This window comes from Blautia sp. Marseille-P3201T (assembly GCF_900120295.1).
Lineage (GTDB): Bacteria > Bacillota > Clostridia > Lachnospirales > Lachnospiraceae > Blautia.
Genome location: NZ_LT635468.1, coordinates 130,355 through 148,991, shown reverse-complemented (window position 1 = coordinate 148,991; position 18,637 = coordinate 130,355). Strand labels below are relative to the sequence as shown.

The 18,637-nt window shown below is 38.2% G+C and carries 11 protein-coding genes; all 11 read left to right on the top strand.

All coding sequences use genetic code 11. The features are described from left to right. Window positions 1–137 precede the first annotated feature (137 nt). The 11 genes from BQ7352_RS03680 to BQ7352_RS03630 all read left to right on the top strand — a co-directional run bounded on the left by BQ7352_RS03680 (window position 138) and on the right by BQ7352_RS03630 (window position 18,627). Window positions 138–1,952, top strand: a complete 1,815-nt coding sequence (locus BQ7352_RS03680; protein ID WP_072447080.1) for a serine/threonine protein kinase — start codon at window positions 138–140, stop codon at window positions 1,950–1,952. Continuing rightward, a complete protein-coding gene (locus BQ7352_RS03675) occupies window positions 1,909–5,481 on the top strand; it encodes a hypothetical protein (RefSeq protein ID WP_072447078.1) in 3,573 nt (1,190 codons plus the stop codon). Before BQ7352_RS03680 ends, BQ7352_RS03675 begins: the two co-directional genes overlap by 44 nt. Before the next feature lie 5 nt (window positions 5,482–5,486). After that, a complete protein-coding gene (locus BQ7352_RS03670; RefSeq protein ID WP_072447484.1) occupies window positions 5,487–6,482 on the top strand; it encodes a dipeptidase in 996 nt (331 codons plus the stop codon). Window positions 6,483–6,664: 182 nt separating this feature from the next. Beyond that, window positions 6,665–7,561 carry an ROK family protein gene (locus BQ7352_RS03665; RefSeq protein WP_242948515.1) on the top strand — a complete coding sequence of 299 codons (897 nt, stop codon included), beginning with the start codon at window positions 6,665–6,667 and terminating at the stop codon, window positions 7,559–7,561. A 2-nt stretch (window positions 7,562–7,563) separates the two neighbouring features. Beyond that, on the top strand, window positions 7,564–8,283 hold the full coding sequence (locus BQ7352_RS03660) for a GntR family transcriptional regulator (RefSeq protein WP_072447075.1): 720 nt from the start codon (window positions 7,564–7,566) through the stop codon (window positions 8,281–8,283). Between the two features lie 14 nt (window positions 8,284–8,297). Next, a complete protein-coding gene (locus BQ7352_RS03655) occupies window positions 8,298–10,058 on the top strand; it encodes a class I mannose-6-phosphate isomerase (protein WP_072447073.1) in 1,761 nt (586 codons plus the stop codon). Window positions 10,059–10,072: 14 nt separating this feature from the next. After that, on the top strand, window positions 10,073–12,466 hold the full coding sequence (locus BQ7352_RS03650) for a glycoside hydrolase family 38 N-terminal domain-containing protein (protein WP_072447071.1): 2,394 nt from the start codon (window positions 10,073–10,075) through the stop codon (window positions 12,464–12,466). An 88-nt stretch (window positions 12,467–12,554) separates the two neighbouring features. Continuing rightward, window positions 12,555–13,823 (top strand): MFS transporter, encoded by a 1,269-nt coding sequence (locus BQ7352_RS03645; RefSeq protein WP_242948514.1) that lies wholly within the window; start codon window positions 12,555–12,557, stop codon window positions 13,821–13,823. A 19-nt stretch (window positions 13,824–13,842) separates the two neighbouring features. Then, window positions 13,843–16,446, top strand: coding sequence for a glycoside hydrolase family 3 C-terminal domain-containing protein (locus BQ7352_RS03640; RefSeq protein ID WP_072447068.1), 2,604 nt, complete (start codon window positions 13,843–13,845; stop codon window positions 16,444–16,446). 180 nt (window positions 16,447–16,626) lie between these two features. Further along, the gene (locus BQ7352_RS03635) at window positions 16,627–17,661 is read left to right on the top strand and encodes a LacI family DNA-binding transcriptional regulator (RefSeq protein WP_072447066.1); all 1,035 of its coding nucleotides are present in this window, start codon (window positions 16,627–16,629) and stop codon (window positions 17,659–17,661) included. Between the two features lie 12 nt (window positions 17,662–17,673). Then, the gene (locus BQ7352_RS03630) at window positions 17,674–18,627 is read left to right on the top strand and encodes an ABC transporter permease (protein ID WP_072447064.1); all 954 of its coding nucleotides are present in this window, start codon (window positions 17,674–17,676) and stop codon (window positions 18,625–18,627) included. Window positions 18,628–18,637: the final 10 nt, after the last annotated feature.

The following is an 18,637-nucleotide window of genomic DNA, read 5'->3' as shown; positions in this document are numbered from 1 at the left end:
CAATATTGCTAATTGCAAATGCAAAGAAATTATGATATTCTCATGTTCACAAAGAAATTCAATTCTAAGAAATCTTTTTGACAGTTCTGTCAAAGAAATTCCATGTAATTATTTTCAGGTATTAGCTGGTACTTTATTTGCAAAAGGAAGGTGATACTACGCGGCAAACAGGTGAACTTATTGATGGCCGATATCGAATTTTAAAAAAATTAGGTGAAGGGGGAATGAGTGTTGTATATCTGGCTGTAAATGAAAAAGTAAACCGATATTGGGCGATTAAAGAAGTAAAAAAGGAAGGAGTGAAAGATTTTGAAATTGTCCGGCAAGGACTTCTGGCAGAGGCAGATTTGCTCAAAAGACTTCATCATCCAAACCTGCCTGATATTGTGGATATTATCGAAGGGGAAGAGACTTTTTTGCTTGTGATGGACTATATCGAAGGAAGACAGTTAGAAAATATTGTACAGGAGTTTGGCCCACAGAAGCAGGAGGATGTTGTGGAGTGGGGAAAACAATTATGTGATGTTTTGAGTTATTTACATTCACAACAACCTCCGATTATTTATCGTGATATGAAACCATCAAACATTATGTTGCAGGCAGACGGAAGGGTGATGCTGATTGATTTTGGAACGGCCAGGGAATTTAAGGAGATGGAAAAAGAAGATACGACTTATCTGGGAACACAGGGATATGCTGCACCGGAACAGTACGGAGGATGTGGCCAGACGGATGTGCGAACAGACATTTATTGTTTGGGAGTAACTTTATACTATCTTCTTACAGGTCATAATCCAGCGAAACAACCTTATGAAATTTATCCTATTCGCTATTGGAATGTAAATTTATCTTCGGGCATTGAAACTATTATTCTGAAGTGTACGAGAAAAAATCCTTCTGACAGATATCAAAGCTGTGAAGAATTGAAACAAGATCTTTTTCACTATTATGACTTTGATATGGAGTACCGAAATGTTCAAAAACTGCGAAAAGTTATTTTTTCCTGTTTTGCAATTCTGACAATTGCTTTCGGATCTTTGAGTTTTGTTTTTTATAAAACAGAAAAGGACTTTAGAACAGATGTATATGAAGATTGTCTGTACGAAGCACAGCGTGCAGTAGAAGGGCAAGAATATCGGCAATATTATCAGATGGCAATTACTTTTAATCCTCAAGACAGCAGAGGTTACAAAGAGCTTTTGAATACTTTTCTTTGGATAGATAATCAGGGACAAAACCGGATTAAGGGATATGCTGTATGCTTTTTTTCAAAGGAAGAGGAAGAATTTATTCGAAAAATGCTGGGAGTTACAGGAGAAGAGAAAAAGAGAAATGAAGAATATTTAAAGGCATGCAAAAAAGAATATGAGAGTTTTGCATATAATCTGGGATTGGCATATTTTTATTCCTACAATGGGGTTGGAAACAAAGGGGCGGCTCAGAAATGGCTGAAAATAGCAGGGGAGGGAAAACCATCAGAAGAATTAGAACAAAAAGACATTACCAGAGCACAGAAACTTTATAAGATTGCATCCTATTATGAGAACCTAGGTGTTTATCATCAGGGTGGAAATACGGAGATTTCTTATAAAGATTACTGGGCGGATTTGGTAGAAATTGCAGAGGATGACAGACTTCGTGGAGCGAACAGGTCAAATATGTTATTAAGTTATAAGGAGCTATTATCTCAAATGATTACCTGTGCTTCGGAGTTTAGAAAAGCAGGCGTATCGGAAACAGAAATGGAAGAGCAATTAAAAGAAATGGAGAAGAGTTTATCAAAGATGAAGATAGAAGAAAGCACAATAAATGCTGCTTATGAAATAGAAATGAAAGAAACCTTATGTGAAAATCTTTTAGCAGCGCATAGGAGTGTGGAGGCTGCCTTTGCAGATGGAGGTGTAAAAAATGGCGGAAATACAAAAGCAGATTTGTCTGTATCAGTACCTTGAAAAAGGTTGTTTTAGTTTTTGCATTTTATGTCTGGCAATTACAATCTGGATGTTTTTTAGGATAAAAAGAAATGAAAAATGGAGGATAATTTCTGTACTCGGTCTGTTTCTCATAGCAGGCTGTTTTATGCAGCAGGAGTGTGTTCAGGGGTTTACAGATGAGAGAATACCTGTAATTCTTAAAATGAAGGACGGAGAAATGTTGAAATACTCTAAAATATATGATGGAAATGACTTTCGCGTGTTTCACAATCCTGAGACAGAAGATGAGATAGAAAATATAAATGATATACAGATTTTGGGAATTGAGAAGCAGGATGAAGTATTTATAAAAGAAATAGAAGGGATTATGGAAGACAGCGTAAAAGATGTAACCGAGGGTGAGAAGGTTTCTATAATTCTTACAAAGGTGGAATTAGAAGGAAAAGATGCACAGAAATATAGGGTGGATTTAGAAAATGAAAAAGTACGATTGAATGGGAGTATTACAATAAAAAAGAGAAAAATAAATTTGAAAATAGAAGGAGGAACAAGGGAATACGGGCATTATAATGAAATTACCTATGAAACAGATACACCTGTGCAGGAAGATCGGGAAAGTTATGTTAACAATGAAACAGAAGGATTGCTGGAAAATGAACAGGTGCTATATCCTACTCCTTGTGAAAAAGAAATTGAAAAAGAAAATATGCCGGATTACCCATTGGGAGAATGGGAAGATAGAATTACAGTAAATCGGAATGGTGATGCAGGAGCCAACTATTATTTTAATTATGAGGGAGTTTCCTGTGGAAATTTGGTGATCAGGGAAGAGGAGATTAAGGAAAGTTCTCAGTATGTCGATTTTGAAACAAATAAAACACAGGTGTACATTAGTGAAAATCCTCATAAACTCTGGGTTGATGGAGAAATAGAGGAGTTCCGTGTATTGCTAAAGGAAAATATAAGAGCCGGTTTCTACACAGATGTATGTACGGAAACAGGTGAAATTATCAGCCAAAATGGAGAAGGGTTAGATTTTTCAAGAGAGAATTTTCAGGAGGGAGAAGAGCGAAAACTTTCTGTTTATCTTTATAACCGCAATAATAAAGCGAAATCTCAGACCTTTGAAATTTCAGTTTTTATAGATTGCTGTGCTCCCCAAATAGTTAAAAATACAGTCAGTGATAATATGTACGATTATGAGAAAATGCCGGAAAAGATTATATTTCATAAATTTTATTCACAGGATAGGGTAAAGGAGGAGTTTCAATTAGAAGATAAAGAAGGAAGTGGTGTTAAGAGATGGTTTTATCATGTTATGGGGAAAAAAGGGAAATTTACAAAGGAAGAAATTAGAAAATATATTACTGAAGAAATAAAAGCAGAAGACTGGAAAAAGGGAGATGCAGAATTAAATGGATGTATAGAACTTCCAAAAGCGGAAAAGAATTATATTATTTTTATAAAAGCGGAAGATAATTTAGGACATACGAAAATTTATGTTTCTGATGGGATTATGACAGACCGGCATAGACCTGAAATAGAAATTAAGGTAGACGACCGGCAGAAAATTCCGAAAACCGGAATTTATGGAGAGGATATAGAGTTAAATATTTCTGTGCAAGACAGACAGTCTGCTGTAGCAAAAGTGGAAGTCTGTGTTACCAGTGAAGGAGAAGAAACCGGAAAGGAAACACTTTTCCGTCAATGGTCTTTAGAAGAAAGGGAAGAAAGTGAAAAAATTATACTTTCTTATAAAATTAATGCGCAAAAGAATAACAGTAATGATGTCTGTGTGAGAGTTACAGTTTTGGACTATGCCGGAAATGAAGCGGAAAAAATGATATATTTTAAAATTGATACGGACTATCCTGAGATTTCAGTGAAGTGGGATACAGAGAAACCGCAAGGGAAGGGATATTATAATATCCGGAGAACAGCAGAGGTAGAGGTTAAAGACAGAAACTTTGATGCGACTGGTGTGAAGTTTGATATAAAGGGAAATGCCAGAATAGGAAAATGGAAGGCAGACGGATGGAGAAATAAATGCCGTATTATTTTTGAAGAAGATGGGGAATATCAATTTTCGGTATCTTGTATGGATGGTGCAGGGAATGTAAAAAAATATGAGAAGACAGAAAGCTTTGTGATAGACAGGATGAGACCGGTTATAGAAGTATCTTATAATTATGATGTTACAGGCACTGAAAAATATTTTAATAGAGAAAGAGTTGCAACTGTTGTAATTAAAGAAAAAAATTTTGATGAAAATCAGGTAAAGATATTAACAGAAGGTGATGGAAAAGGACCTGTACTTACAGAGTTTTCTACAGAAAAAGATCTGCACAAAGCCAAGATTTGTTATCAAGAAAGCGGAGAATATATCTTGAATATTTCATGTACAGATCGAGCCGGAAATCAGTCTGAGGAGTTTCAATCTGAAAAATTTTGTGTGGATTTAGATATCCCGGAAATCATAATTTTAAACTTGAGAGATAAGTCTGCAAATAGAGATACAGTAGCGCCTTTCATTCAAATCAGAGATTTAAATTATCAAATGGGTGGGTTTGCCATAGATATTACAGGAAGCAATAATAAGAAATTAGATGTGAAGAAAACGGTGAAGAGGACGAAACAGGGAGAGAGTATACAGATTGCAGATTTTCCTCGAGAGGCAAAGGCAGATGATATTTATAAACTTTCTGTAACGGCTGTGGATAAAGCCGGGAATTGGGCAAAGAAAGTGATTGAATTTTCTGTAAACCGCTGTGGTTCTATTTATATGCCGGATTTAGACACTCAAAGCTGGCTGTCTACAGATGGGAAAAATCATACTTATATAAGGGAAGGAAAGGACATAGGTATTCTGGAGTATAATATAGATTTAATTAAAGAAAGAACACTTACCATTAATCGAGATGGTGAACTTAAAAATTTAAAAGCGGGAATTGATTATACAGTGGAAGAACTGGGGAAAGAAGGAAAATGGGAGAAGAATTATTATAAAATAAAGGCAGAAAATTTCCGTCAGGAGGGGAATTATACAATTATTTTAAATTCCCGGGATATGGCAGATAATATTATGAATAATGCAGAAGTATTGCCTATTTCTTTTACAGTAGATAAAACACCCCCTACAATTATTCTTTCAGGAATAGAAGGAGACAGGAGATATCAGACCTTAAAAAAGGATATTGTAATTGATATCAAAGACAATTTAGCTTTGGAGGAGACAGTTGTGAAAATCGGTGACAGGGAAACGACTTATGGAAGGGAGGAATTAAAGGCACAGGATGGGATTATAAAAGAGGTAGTTTTGAGTAAAGATGAATGGCAGAATATAGAAGTTATTGCAAAGGATGCGGCAGATAATATAACGAAAATGGAAAAGATGAAAGTGCTTATAATGCCAAATTCTTTTATAAGGGAAGAACCGAAAAAAAATTTTGAGATTATTTTTGGGATAATAGCAGCAGGGGGATTTTTGTTTGTCTGGAAAAAGAAAAGGAGTTGTTTTATACTGAACGTAAAAAGAAAGAAAGGCTGAGAAAAATGAAAGTTTTTGATATGCATTGTGATACGATTAGCGCTCTCTATGAAAAAAGAAGGCGCAACGAAATGGCAGAGCTGAGAAAAAATAATCTGCATTTAGATATAGAAAAGATGAAAAAAGGCAACTATGGGCTTCAGACTTTTGCCCTTTTTGTAGACCGAGATGCAGAGGATGATTGCTTTTGTACAGCACAGGAAATGTTAAAACTGTTTCGGGAGGAAATGGCAAAAAACAGTAAGGAAATTTCCCAGGTATTTACTTATAAAGATATAGAAGAAAACGAAAAAATAGGAAAGATTTCTGCTCTTTTGTCTTTAGAAGAAGGGGCCAGCTATGAAAAAAATCCCGAAATGCTCCATAAATTTTATGAACAGGGTGTTCGCATGGCAACTCTGACATGGAATTACGAAAATACTTTGGGATATCCTAATCAATTTTATAATCCTTTGGAAAGAGATGTGTGGAGTACAGGCGAGACAGCAGGATTGAAAGCAAAAGGGTTTGAAATGTTAGAGGAGATGGAGTCTCTAGGTATTATTGTAGACGTTTCTCATCTTTCAGATGGGGGATTTTATGATGTGGCAAAGTATGCAAAACGCCCATTTTTGGCATCACATTCAAATGCCAGAGGTATTACACCAAGGGCCGCCCGCAATCTTACAGATGACATGATTCGTATTTTAGCAGAAAAAGGTGGAGTTATGGGATTGAATTTTTGTGTATCTTTTGTAAGAGAGAACTGGAGACCAGGAGAAGAAGGCGCTTTATTATCAGAATTGATAAGACAAATAAAATATATTATTCATATAGGAGGTGAAGACTGTATAGGATTGGGAAGTGATTTTGACGGAATTGAAGAGGTTCCTATGGAAATGCAAAATGCCGGAGAACTGGGGATTTTAGCAGAAACAATGGAGAGAGAAGGACTTAGATATCATCAGATTGAAAAAATATTTTATGGAAATGTGAAAAGATTTTTAGAAGAAAATTTATAGGATGAGCAAAAAGTCTGTCCATAGATATGTAGTATATTTATACAAAAGGTATTAGAAATATTTAACAAAATTAGAAAAATAAAAAAAAGAACTTGAAAAACAAAAAAAATTGGATAATATAAAGGTTATAACGTTATGATTACTACAAACGTAGAAATACTAGTATTGAAAGGAAAATGACTATGACAAATTACACAGAAAAAGCGTATTTACTTCTTGATGTAGGAGGAACTCAGATTAAAGGTGCTATGTTTGATGAGGAAGGAAACAGAAAAACAGATATTTTTTCCTATCCATCAAAATCCAGAGAAAGCGCAGATATTATTCTTGATAATTTTGCTTTTATTTTAAGAGAGTTAATGAATACAAATCCTCAGGCAGAAATAATAGGAGTTGGTATGGCGTTTCCGGGACCTTTTGACTATGAAAAGGGAATTTGTCAGATCCAGGGATTAAATAAATACGATAGCATTTATGGAAGAGCTTTAGAACCTGAAATGAAAAAGAGAATTCCTGAAATTGAAAATGCCAAATTTGGTTATTTACATGATATTGAGGCATTTGCAGTTGGAGAAGCATGGTTCGGTGAAATGCAGAACGAATCAAAAATCGTGTGTCTTTGCATTGGAACTGGTACAGGAACAGCATTTTTAAAGGACAGAGTTCCACAGAAATCAGGGGAAGGCGTGCCGGAATGCGGATGGCTGTACTGGCTTCCATATAAAGACTCTATTATTGACGATTATATTTCTGTAAGAGGATTGGAACGAATTTGTAAGGAAGTATTTGGAGAACCTAAGAGTGGAAAAGAGCTTTACGATTTATGTCAGAATAATGATAAAGCTGCTCTGGAAGCATGGAAAAAATTTGGAGATGAGATTATAGCAGCAATTCTTCCTGTTATTGAAGATTTTCATCCTGATGCAATTATTTTCGGCGGTCAGATTTCAAAGAGCTTTTCTTATTTTGGTAAAGACTTTGCAAAAGAATGTGAAAAGAGAAATATTAAAATTCATGTGCAGACAGAAACTTCTGAGAAAGCCATGCAAGGGTTGTTTGTAAAAATGACAAGAGGATAAAGATGTTAGATAGAGAGAAGGGAGCCATTCCACTGTATATACAGCTGGAGATGGTTTTAAGAAAGAAAATTGAACAGGGTGAATATAGTAAAGGCGATTTATTTCCTACAGAAAAGGAGCTTATGGAAACTTATCAGGTTTCCCGTGTGACAGTACGCCAGGCAATGGCAAGGCTGGTACAGACAGGTTATATAAGAATTCGCAGAGGTATCGGTACGGATGTTGTATACGATAAAATTGAGGAGCAGATAGAGGGTGTTATCAGTTTTACAGAGGAAATGCGAAAACATAATATCTTTATGGAGACCTCATACTGTAATATGGAATTAGTAAAGCCCGGTGAACAGGTGGCGAAAAACCTGCAAATTCCTTTGACAGAGAAATGTTATTGTCTGAAAAGAGTCAGAAATGTGGATGGAAAGCCTATCGTTTACACGATTACATATTTAAAAAAGATTAAAGAACTTCCGTTGGATAGTCATTATTATACAAAATCTTTATACCAGTATCTACGGGAAAGTCATGGTATATGGATTGAGTCAGGAAAAGATACATTAGAAGCGGCATTACCGTCTCCGGAAGTACAAAAGTATTTGGAAATAGAAGCACAAATGCCTATTTTTATAAGAACCCGACAGACGTTTCTGTCCAGCGGGGAGACTTATGAATATTCCAGATGCTATTATCCTGGCAACAGATATAAATATACAGTAGATTTATAGGAGAGAACAGAATAATGGATATTGTAAGTAAATACAACAATTACGATTTACATCCGGCTACAGTGGTCAAAGGTTTTGACAATTGTATTTGGGATGGAAAGGAAAATGTAACAGATGAGCTGAAAGAAAGAGTGGGGAAACTTCTTAAAGCGAATAAAAAGGTTGTTGTATGTATGGATATGTATCCGGGGGTAGAGAAGGAAGACATTCTGGATATTGTGAAAGGCTTAGCTCCGGTTAAAGTGTTTGACATGGAAGCTTATGCCAAATCAGAAGAAGAACTTAATAGGGAGTTTTACGAATACATCACAGATGACAGAGTATTCGGAATTATCTGCCATAAAAAACTGGAAGACTTTTTTAACCAGGAGAAGTTAAGAGAAGCAGCAGAAGAGCTGGACGATATTCAGGAAGGAATTGTTGTAATCGCAGGTCTTGGAGCAGGATTTCTATCAGAGGGTGATATTTATGTGTATTGCAATATTACCCGATGGGAAATTCAGTTGAGATATCGTAAAGGTATGCCGAACTGGCACTGTACAAATACAGATGCACCGGTTCTGGCAAAATATAAACGAGGATTTTTCATTGAATGGCGTCTGGCAGACAGATACAAAAAGCAGCGTTATGAAAGATTTGATTATGTTCTTGATACAGAAGTAAAAGGGCATCCTGTTTTAGCTTCCGGTGATGCATTTCGGGAAGGACTTAAACAGGTAAGTAAAAAACCATTCCGTATGGAGCCGTATTTTGATCCCGGCGTATGGGGCGGTCAGTGGATGAAAGAAAACTTTGGTCTGGATAAAAACAGGGAAAATTTTGCATGGAGTTTTGATGGAGTACCGGAAGAAAACAGTTTAAACCTGAAAATGGGAGAACATATTTTAAAAATTCCGGCCATTGATTTAGGACTTTATGCACCTCACGAGCTTTTAGGAGAGCGTGTACATGGAAGATTTGGAGCAGAATTCCCTATTCGCTTCGACTTGCTGGACACTATGGGCGGAGGAAATCTGTCCTTACAGGTACATCCGCTGACAGAATACATACAGGATACATTTGGAATGCACTATACACAGGACGAAAGTTATTATCTTTTAGATGCAGACCAATCAGAGGAAACCTATGTATATCTTGGAGTAAAAGAAGATGTGGATCCGAAAGCAATGGAAAGAGATTTAAGGGCCGCAGAAAAGGGAGAGATAGAGTTTCCGGCGGAGAAATATGTAAATAAGGTGCCCGTGAAAAAGCATGATCATATTTTAATTCCCGCAGGTACTGTGCATTGCTCAGGAAAGGATACTATGGTACTGGAAATCAGTGCTACCCCATATATTTTTACTTTTAAACTCTGGGATTGGGGCAGAGTAGGTCTGGATGGACTGCCAAGACCAATTCATGTAGACCACGGAATGAAAAATATTCAGTGGGACAGAGATACGAAATGGATTTATGAAAATGTTGTAGGACAGCAGAAAACCCTTGAAAAAGGGGATGGTTATGAAGTGGAAAGAACCGGTCTTCATAACAGGGAATTTATAGATACTTTTCGATATACTTTGACAGAACCTTATACAGTAAGTACAGAAGACTCTGTGAATGTAATGAATTTAGTAGACGGAAGTCATGCACTTATTGAAAGTGTGGATGGAAGTTTTGAGCCATTTGAAATTCATTACGCAGAAACAGCTATTGTACCGGCAGCAGCAGGTCAGTACAGAATTGTACCTGAAAACGAAGAAATTAAATTAATCGTAGCTACTGTACGCAAATAAGAAAGGAGACTACAATGTCACACAAAATTCAGACAGTATATGTAATTCATCATTCTCATACAGATATTGGGTATACAGACTTACAGGAGCGTGTAATTGACAATCAGACAGATTATATTCGCACAGTGTTGTCTCTTATGAAAAAACCGGAGTATCAGAACTTCCGCTGGAATTGTGAAACGCTTTTCTGTGTGGAAGAGTTTTTCAAAACAGCTTCCGAAGAAGAAAAAGAAGAATTCTGCAAATTAACAGCAGAAGGGAAATTGGGACTTTCTGCAAATTATCTGAACTTTAATGACTTATTAGACAGTGAAGTTTATAACGAGCGTTTGCAGGAATGGAAAGAATATTTCCAGAAAAAGGGCATCACAATGAAAACAGCGATGTTTGCGGATATTAATGGTATTTCTATGGGATGCCGTGATGCGATGTTAGATAATGGAGTGGAATTTTTATATACAAATATCCACTGCCATCATGGTATGTATCCTCTGCGCCAGAACCAGAATGCATATTGGTGGGAAAATGCAGAGGGAAAACGCCTGTTGGTATGGAATGGTGAACATTACAATTTGGGAAACGTACTGGGATTTAAACCAAATTATGTTACGAACTTTATGCAGGACAGTTATCTGGGCGGCAAGCAGGAGGCAGAAGGTCCGGTAGAAGAGCTGCATCAGAATTTACTTCGTTATTTAGATGAATGTGAAGAACAGGGATATGCTTATAACTTTATTATCTCTTCTGTATCCGGTGTATTTAGCGATAATGCTCCGCCGGAAGTGGAAATTTTGGAAACGATTGAGGAACATAATCGTCGTTACGGAAATGAAGTAGCAATAAAGATGGTTTCTCTTCAGGAACTGTATGAAGCTATTAAAGATGAACTTGCAGATGCGCCGGTATGTCATGGTGATTTAACGGACTGGTGGGCAAATGGTGTGGGAAGTACACCTTATGCAGTAAAGCACTATCGCGAAGCCCAGCATTATTATCACTTATGTAAACGATTGGATCCGGAGGCAGAGAAAAAATATCCTGATTTATATAGAACAGCTCAGGACAACCTTTTGCTCTACGCAGAACATACATGGGGACATTCCTCAACCATTACAAATCCTTATGACACTATGGTGTTAAACTTGGATATGCGTAAAAACAGTTATGCTTCCAAAGCACATGAGGCATCTGCCAGAATGTTAAACCAGATTATCAAAGAAAAGGGCGATGTGCTTCGTTATTATAATACAAACGGAAAGATTAAGGTCTGTAACGTGTCAAAAACAGAAGGACCTAAGCTTGTAGAATTTTACATTGAAACAATGATGCTGCCTGATGCAGAGATAAGAAATGAAAAAGGTGAAGTAATTGCCTGTCAGGTATCTCCTCATCCAAGAGGAAGAAATATCAGTTTTGTAGATACTTTCCTTCCGGGAGAAGAAAAGACATATACATACCACAGTAAAAAAGCGGCAGTGGAGACACTGAATACACGTCAGTGCTATGCAGGTTCAGAGCGTGTTCGTGATATTGTAAATGAATACGATCCGGAGACATATCATCTGCCATATTATTTCGAGAATAAATTTTTCCGTTTATCTTATCGTCGTCATGAAGGAATTACATCATTTATTGATAAGAGAACAGGAAAAGAAATGCTGGGAAAAGGTGTTGCACCTATTTTCACACCTATGTATGAAGTTACAAAGATATTAAACGGAAAGCAGGCAGGATGTCCGGAAGAAACAGAAAGAAGAATTATGGGCAGAAATATGCGTGGTGAACATGCCCAGCTTTATGTAGGATGTCTGGAGGAAGTGATCCGCCAGGAGAGAGGACCGGTATTTACAATTCTTCGTCTTCGCTACAATATGGAAGGTTCTGTGCATACAGAAGTAGTACTGAAATTTTACAATGAAATCCCACGTGTTGATTTCAGCCTTGAGCTTGGCAAAACAATTTCTTCTGATATTGAAAGTGTATATCTTCCACTGGAACTTGCCTTTGAGGACAGCAGTCTGTATCTGAGAAAAGGAAAAGAAGCCTTCCGTCCAGGTGTAGATCAGGTACCAGGTACTTGTATGGAATTTTATATGTCTGATGAGGGACTTGGTTATGTATCACCACAGGGTGGCGCTATGATTGCTATGCATGACACACCACTTGTTTATATGGGAGAAATGGAACATCATCCTATCAGATTGTGTGAAGGCTGCGAAGCGGATAATCATCGTCCTGTTTATTCCTGGGTTATGAATAATATCTGGGAGACAAACTTTAAAATGGATTTATCAGGATTTAGTGAGTTTAAATACAGCCTTTGGCTTAGTGAAGAGCAAAATCCTGAAAAAATGATGGATCAGTTAAGAGAGGCTGCTTATGCACCACATGTACTGATTGTTGAATAAAAATTTTATAATATTTGCAGATGGAGGCACATCTGCAGCAATATCTGATGATTTTGAAAGGTATATAAATAAAGAGATGAATGTTAAGTTGAGACAGAAATTTATTCCTGATCAAAATCCCACAGAACGTGAACTTTTGATTGGAACTCGCGGTATTATGATAGAAGGTGCAGTTGCATCAGTTATTTATGCAGCTGCAACAAATAATATTATGACGGGGTATCTTGGCTACCTGGGGGCATCAGTTGCTGCATGTGCCTCCATTGCCTTAATTCCCCAACTGGGCTGTATTTTGCAGTTTTTCTCTCCGTTTTTATTTGAGAGATTTCGTTACAGAAAACCGATTATATGGATTTTATGTGTGATTTATCGTTTTTCCGCAGCAGCAATGTTTTTGCTTCCCCTGCTTTTGTCAGGTGCGAAGCTTCAAGTAGGAACAGCAGTTGCATTGTACATTGTCGCTTTTGCCAGCGCCGGTATCGTAACACCGGGCCTTCAGCAGTGGACTATAAGCCTTGTAGATGTAAGTGAACGGGGAGTCTATATGGCGAAGAAGGATATTCTGGCAGTAGGAGTAAACAGTATTGCGACTTTTTTACTCAGTCGTCATTTGGACAAACTTATGGCACTGGGACGAGACAGTGAGGGATACCAGACCGTAGGACTTGTATGTCTGGTGTTAGCTTTGTTAGACGCAGTGCTTTTACTGAATGTATGTGAGCGTCCGGTGGAAGAAACTGCACATATTCAATTGTCAGATGTCTTTTTGCCATTGAAAGACAAAAGTTATCGTCCGTTGCTTTTATATAATATTTTGTCCAGTGTTGCCAGCGGCATTGCAACTCCGTTTTTAATTGTATACCAGCTTCGAGTTTTGGGACTGAGTCATACGTTTCTGGCAAGTGCGGGAATTGTGGCAGCTATAGCAGGAATGGCAGGCAGTTATTTGTGGGGACGGTTTTCGGACAGACATACATGGGACTGGACCATTCACCGTTCAGCCGCCATTGGATTTTTATGTACAGTGTCCTGGGCGTTTGTCACCCCTGAAAGTGCATTTTTTATAGCGCCTATTTTAATGATAATTACAACAGCATGTAATTCAGGAACCGTTATTGCCAATACAAACTTACAGTATTCAGCCAGCCCTGCTACAGGAAAGACGTTATACCTGGGAGTTACTGCAGCAATTATCAGTATTGCAGGATGTCTGACAACAGCATGCAGTGCGTCTTTACAGTCTGTTTTCGAGGAGTCGCTGGGATATAAGAGTATTTCTGTATTGTTTTTGCTGTCCGGTGTGGGAGGTCTTATCAATCTTTTCATCAATGGCCGAAAACTGCCGCATATTAAATAGAGTTAGAAAGAGGGAAAATATGTATCCGTATAAAAATAAAGATTTATCAATAGAAGAACGACTGGATGATTTAATATCCAGAATGACACTGGAAGAAAAAATTCTTCAGACAGATCAGTATTATTCTCATGATTTTACAAAATGGGATGTAGATGGAAATGTGACAGAGCTGTTCATGAATACTGTAGAAGAATTATTAAAAGGAAATAGTGTAGGGAGTATTCAGACAAGAGGGATGAATGCCTGCCAGACAAATGAGCTGCAACGCTACGCAGTAGAAAATACAAGACTGGGAATTCCTTTTTTGTTTAGTGAAGAGGCTTTACATGGTATTTTCCGTAACGGAGCGACCTGCTTTCCGCAGCAGATAGGACTTGCAGCCACTTTTCATCCGGAGCTTGGGCGAAAAATGGGACATGCGATAGCTACAGAAGCCAGAGCAGTAGGTATACATGAAACTTATAGTCCTGTTATGGACTTAAGCCGTGATCCCCGTTATGGAAGAACAGAAGAGTCTTATGGGGAAGATGTACATTTAAGTGCTCAGTTTGCCAGAGAAACAGTGCTTGGAATGCAGGGGGATGATCTGGCAGCGCCGGATGCCGTGGCTGCAGAACCAAAACATTATGTGGGTTACGGAAGTCCGGTAGGAGGCTTAAACTGTGCCCCTTCTTCTATGGGGCGTCATGATGTGTTTGCAGAATGTCTGCCTGTTTTTGAAGCTGCATTTGCAGAGGGAAAGGCAGTAGACACGATGTGTTCCTATAATTCTATTGATGGAAATCCTGTTTCCTCAGACTATGAGTTGTTGACGGAAGTACTGAGAAATCAGTATGGAATGCGTGGTTTTGTTCGTTCAGATCTTACAGCTATTGTCCGCTTGTATGATGAACACTATGTAGCCGACAGCCGTAAAGAAGCAATGGCTATGGGACTGGAAGCCGGTGTAGATTTACAGTTATATGATTATCCACATGAGGAGTGGCAGGAAGGACTGAAAGAACTGGTAGAAACAGGAAGACTGTCAGAAGAAGTGATTAATCAGGCGTGCCGCCGTGTACTGAGAGTGAAATTTCTGACAGGTCTTTTTGATAATCCTTATACACAGGAGGACAGAGAGGAAAAAACGCATCGCTGTACAGAACATTTGGATTTAGCAAAACAGATTGCGGCAGAAAGCATTTGTCTTTTGAAAAATGAAGGAGAAATTCTTCCACTGAAAAAGGATATTAAGAGTATTGCTGTGTTAGGACCTGCGGCAGCGACACCGGTACTGGGAGATTATTGTGTAGAGTCAGGAGTGCCTTATGCAGTATCTGTATTGGAAGGTATTCGCAATACAGTATCAGAAGAAACAAAAGTTTTATATGAAAAGGGCTGTAGTTTTCTGGGAGATATGGTAACACCTTTTCATCCGGGGATGCTATTAGATGAAGAGGGAAAGCCGGGGCTTACAGGACGCTATTATAACGGAAGAACACCAAAAGGAGAACCGGTATGTGTCAGAACAGACTCAATGATTAACTTTAACTGGATTTTTGCAAAACCACATCCGGATCTTGATGCGGCAGCTTTTAGTGTAGTTTGGACAGGGTACGTGAAAATGCCGTATGAGTTGGAAGGTTGTATTGGCTTCAGTACGCAGGACAGTATGCAGTTATATATAGATGAGGAACTTTTAATTGACGGCTGGGGGGAAAACCATGATGCCAATCAGATGGCAGAATTCCATTTCGAGGAAGGAAAGGCTTATAAGGTTCGCATTGTATTTACCAATGATCGCCGTGCTGCCAGAGTTATCTTTGGATATAACAGCGGAAAAGAGGATTTCACAAAGGCCGTTGAAGCAGCGAAAAAGGCAGATGTGGCAGTTGTCTGCGTAGGGGACAATATTGAAACCAGTGGAGAGAATTTTGACAGGGTGAGTCTGGATCTGCCAGGGCGACAGCTTGATTTCGTAAAAGCGGTATATGCAACAGGAACCCCTGTTGTATTGGTGATGCAAAGTGGGCGCCCGGTTACAGCTGTCTGGGAGCAGGAGCATATCCCGGCAATTTTAGAAGCGTGGTTTCCGGGGGAACAGGGCGGTTATGCTATAGCTGAGGTTCTTTTTGGAGATTGTGCGCCTTCAGGTCGTCTGCCTATGACCTTTCCAAAACATGTAGGTCAAATTCCCTGTCACTACAGTCGTCGCCCCGGAGGTGGGAAACGATATGTGGAAATGAACTGGCTGCCTCTCTATCCTTTTGGATATGGACAGACATATACCACATTTTCATTTACAGATATGACACTTTCCAAAAAAGAAATTCATCAAGGGGAGAGTATTATAGTATCGGTTACGATTGTGAATACAGGCAGCCGAAAAGGAGCTGCAGTTCCCCAGATTTATTTAAGGGATCAAGTCAGCTCTACAGTAAAACCATATTATGCGCTGGCAGGATTTGCAAAAGTGGAGCTTGAACCAAAAGAAACCCGTACTGTGGAAATAATTATCGGACCAAAGGAGATGAGAACGCTAAGTCCTGAATATGGCTGGTCTGTGGAGCCGGGAAAATTTGAAGTGTTTCTCGGAGATAATGCAGAAAACATAATATTTAGAGATGAGTTTACAGTTTTGTAAACAAGTGTTAAGTAATAAAAAGAATTGTAAAGTTAAAAGTAACCCTCCTAAAATTAGCAATTATATACAAAAAGTATTTAGTAAAAGTGTGCATTATATATGAAAAGGCTAAAAGTTATTGACGAAACCTCCAAAAAGTGATAGATTTATTATAGAAATGTTAGGGAAAAGGGGGATGTTATGGCTGAGAAAAAGGCAGTTTCAATGCAAGATATAGCTGACGAATTGGGTATAAGTAAGGTTACTGTTTCCAAAGCGTTAAACGGCAAGGAAGGAGTAGGCGAAGCCCTGAAAAAACGAATTGCTGAACTTGCAGAGAAATCGGGATATGTACTTCCGAATTATGGTAATAGGAAGACAAAAAAAGTCGGAATTATTATGAGCGATCGTTTTAATTCAGGAGACGAAGGCAAGTTCTACATGGCAATGTACGAAAAAATTATCAGTGAACTTCAGAAATCCTCCTGCACCAGCATGATGATATCACCCAACCGAAATAGTCTTGCCGGAGATTTGCAGACTATTAAATCGTCGGGAATGTTTGATGGCCTGATATTTCTCGGAATACTGGACTGGGAAGTAAAAAAACGATTAGATGCTGTTGACCTTCCGAAGATATATGTAGACGTCTATGATGAAACACATAAATCAGACTCCGTAGTAACAGAAAATATTTACAGCTGTTATGAAATTACAAACTATCTGATACATCAGGGACATACAGAAATCGGGTTTGTAGGTACACTAGGAGCTACTACCAGTATCACAGACCGTTATTTGGGGTATGTAAGAAGTATGATGGAAAATAATATTACTCCCCAGGATGTATGGAATATTCTGGACCGCAGTCAGGAAGGTGAGGCAATTCCTTTAGAACTTCCGAAAAAAATGCCTACTGCATTTGTATGTAACTGTGATGAAACGGCATTTCGGCTGGTTAAGGAATTAACAGCAAAAGGTTATCATATACCGGAGGACATTTCCGTAGCAGGATTTGATAACTCTATTTACGCACAGGTTTGCAGTCCGCCGCTTACCACAGTGGCAGTTGATATTGAAGAAATAGGTAAACTTGCAGCGCGGCGTATGATAAAACACATGAACAACCCTACGAAAAAGGGCGGAGGTGTATTCCGAATTCCCGGCAAGGTTATATACCGGGAGTCTGTTCGCAATATAAAAGAAGAGGAACAGAAATCAGAAACTGAAAGATAAGGAGGAACGGATTTGAAGAAAGAAAAAAAACTCAGAAAAAGAAATCGTTGGACCAAAAACGATACGGAGCTGACCATTCTGGCGCTTCCAACAGCAGTCTGGTACATATTATTCTGTTTTCTGCCAATGTTCGGTTTAATCATTGCGTTTAAGAATTACAGAGTAACTGCCGGAGAAAGCTTCATTTACAATGTTTTCCACAGCGACTGGTCAGGTTTTAAAAACTTCGAATTCTTAATAAAGTCCAATGACTTGTTTGTTATTTTAAGAAACACAATTCTTTATAACCTGGCATTTATTGTAATTGGAATGATTCTTTCTGTAGGCTTTGCTATTATGATTAGCTTACTGCACAACAAAAGAGCTTCTAAAGTATACCAGACATTAATGTTCTTCCCATACTTTATGTCATGGGTAGTAGCATCTTATTTCCTGGATGCCTTTTTAAATCAGGACAATGGTTTGATTAACACCATGCTCCGTGATGGAGGCAACGAACCGGTTCAGTGGTATATGAAAGCAAGCGTTTGGCCGGCTATTTTGATATTTATGTATCTGTGGAAAAGTACGGGATATAACATGGTTATTTATTTATCCAGTATCTCGGGAATTGATACTACTTTATACGAAGCGGCTGTTATGGACGGCGCTAATAAGCGTCAGCAGGTAAGATACATTACACTGCCTTGTCTGAAAAACGTTATTATTATGATGTTTATCCTGAACGTAGGTAAGATTTTCTATTCAGACTTTGGATTATTTTTCCAGTTGTCTCAGGGTGCAACCGGTTCTATCTTTAATACAACAGCAACCATTGATACTCAGGTATTTAACATGCTGCAGTCTTCAGCACCAATTGGTATGACTTCAGCAGTAACCTTCTTCCAGTCAGTAGCATGTTGTATTACTATTTTAGTTGCTAATGCAATTGTGCGAAAAGTAGATGAAGACAGTGCAATTATATAGGAGGTGTAAA

Bases quoted from the DNA above. Each gene is read 5' to 3' on its own strand.
- BQ7352_RS03670 (WP_072447484.1), top strand. From the start codon at position 5,487: ATGAAAGTTTTTGATATGCATTGTGATACGATTAGCGCTCTCTATGAA.
- BQ7352_RS03640 (WP_072447068.1), top strand. From the start codon at position 13,843: ATGTATCCGTATAAAAATAAAGATTTATCAATAGAAGAACGACTGGAT.
- BQ7352_RS03660 (WP_072447075.1), top strand. From the start codon at position 7,564: ATGTTAGATAGAGAGAAGGGAGCCATTCCACTGTATATACAGCTGGAG.
- BQ7352_RS03635 (WP_072447066.1), top strand. From the start codon at position 16,627: ATGGCTGAGAAAAAGGCAGTTTCAATGCAAGATATAGCTGACGAATTG.
- BQ7352_RS03675 (WP_072447078.1), top strand. From the start codon at position 1,909: ATGGCGGAAATACAAAAGCAGATTTGTCTGTATCAGTACCTTGAAAAA.
- BQ7352_RS03655 (WP_072447073.1), top strand. From the start codon at position 8,298: ATGGATATTGTAAGTAAATACAACAATTACGATTTACATCCGGCTACA.
- BQ7352_RS03650 (WP_072447071.1), top strand. From the start codon at position 10,073: ATGTCACACAAAATTCAGACAGTATATGTAATTCATCATTCTCATACA.
- BQ7352_RS03665 (WP_242948515.1), top strand. From the start codon at position 6,665: ATGACAAATTACACAGAAAAAGCGTATTTACTTCTTGATGTAGGAGGA.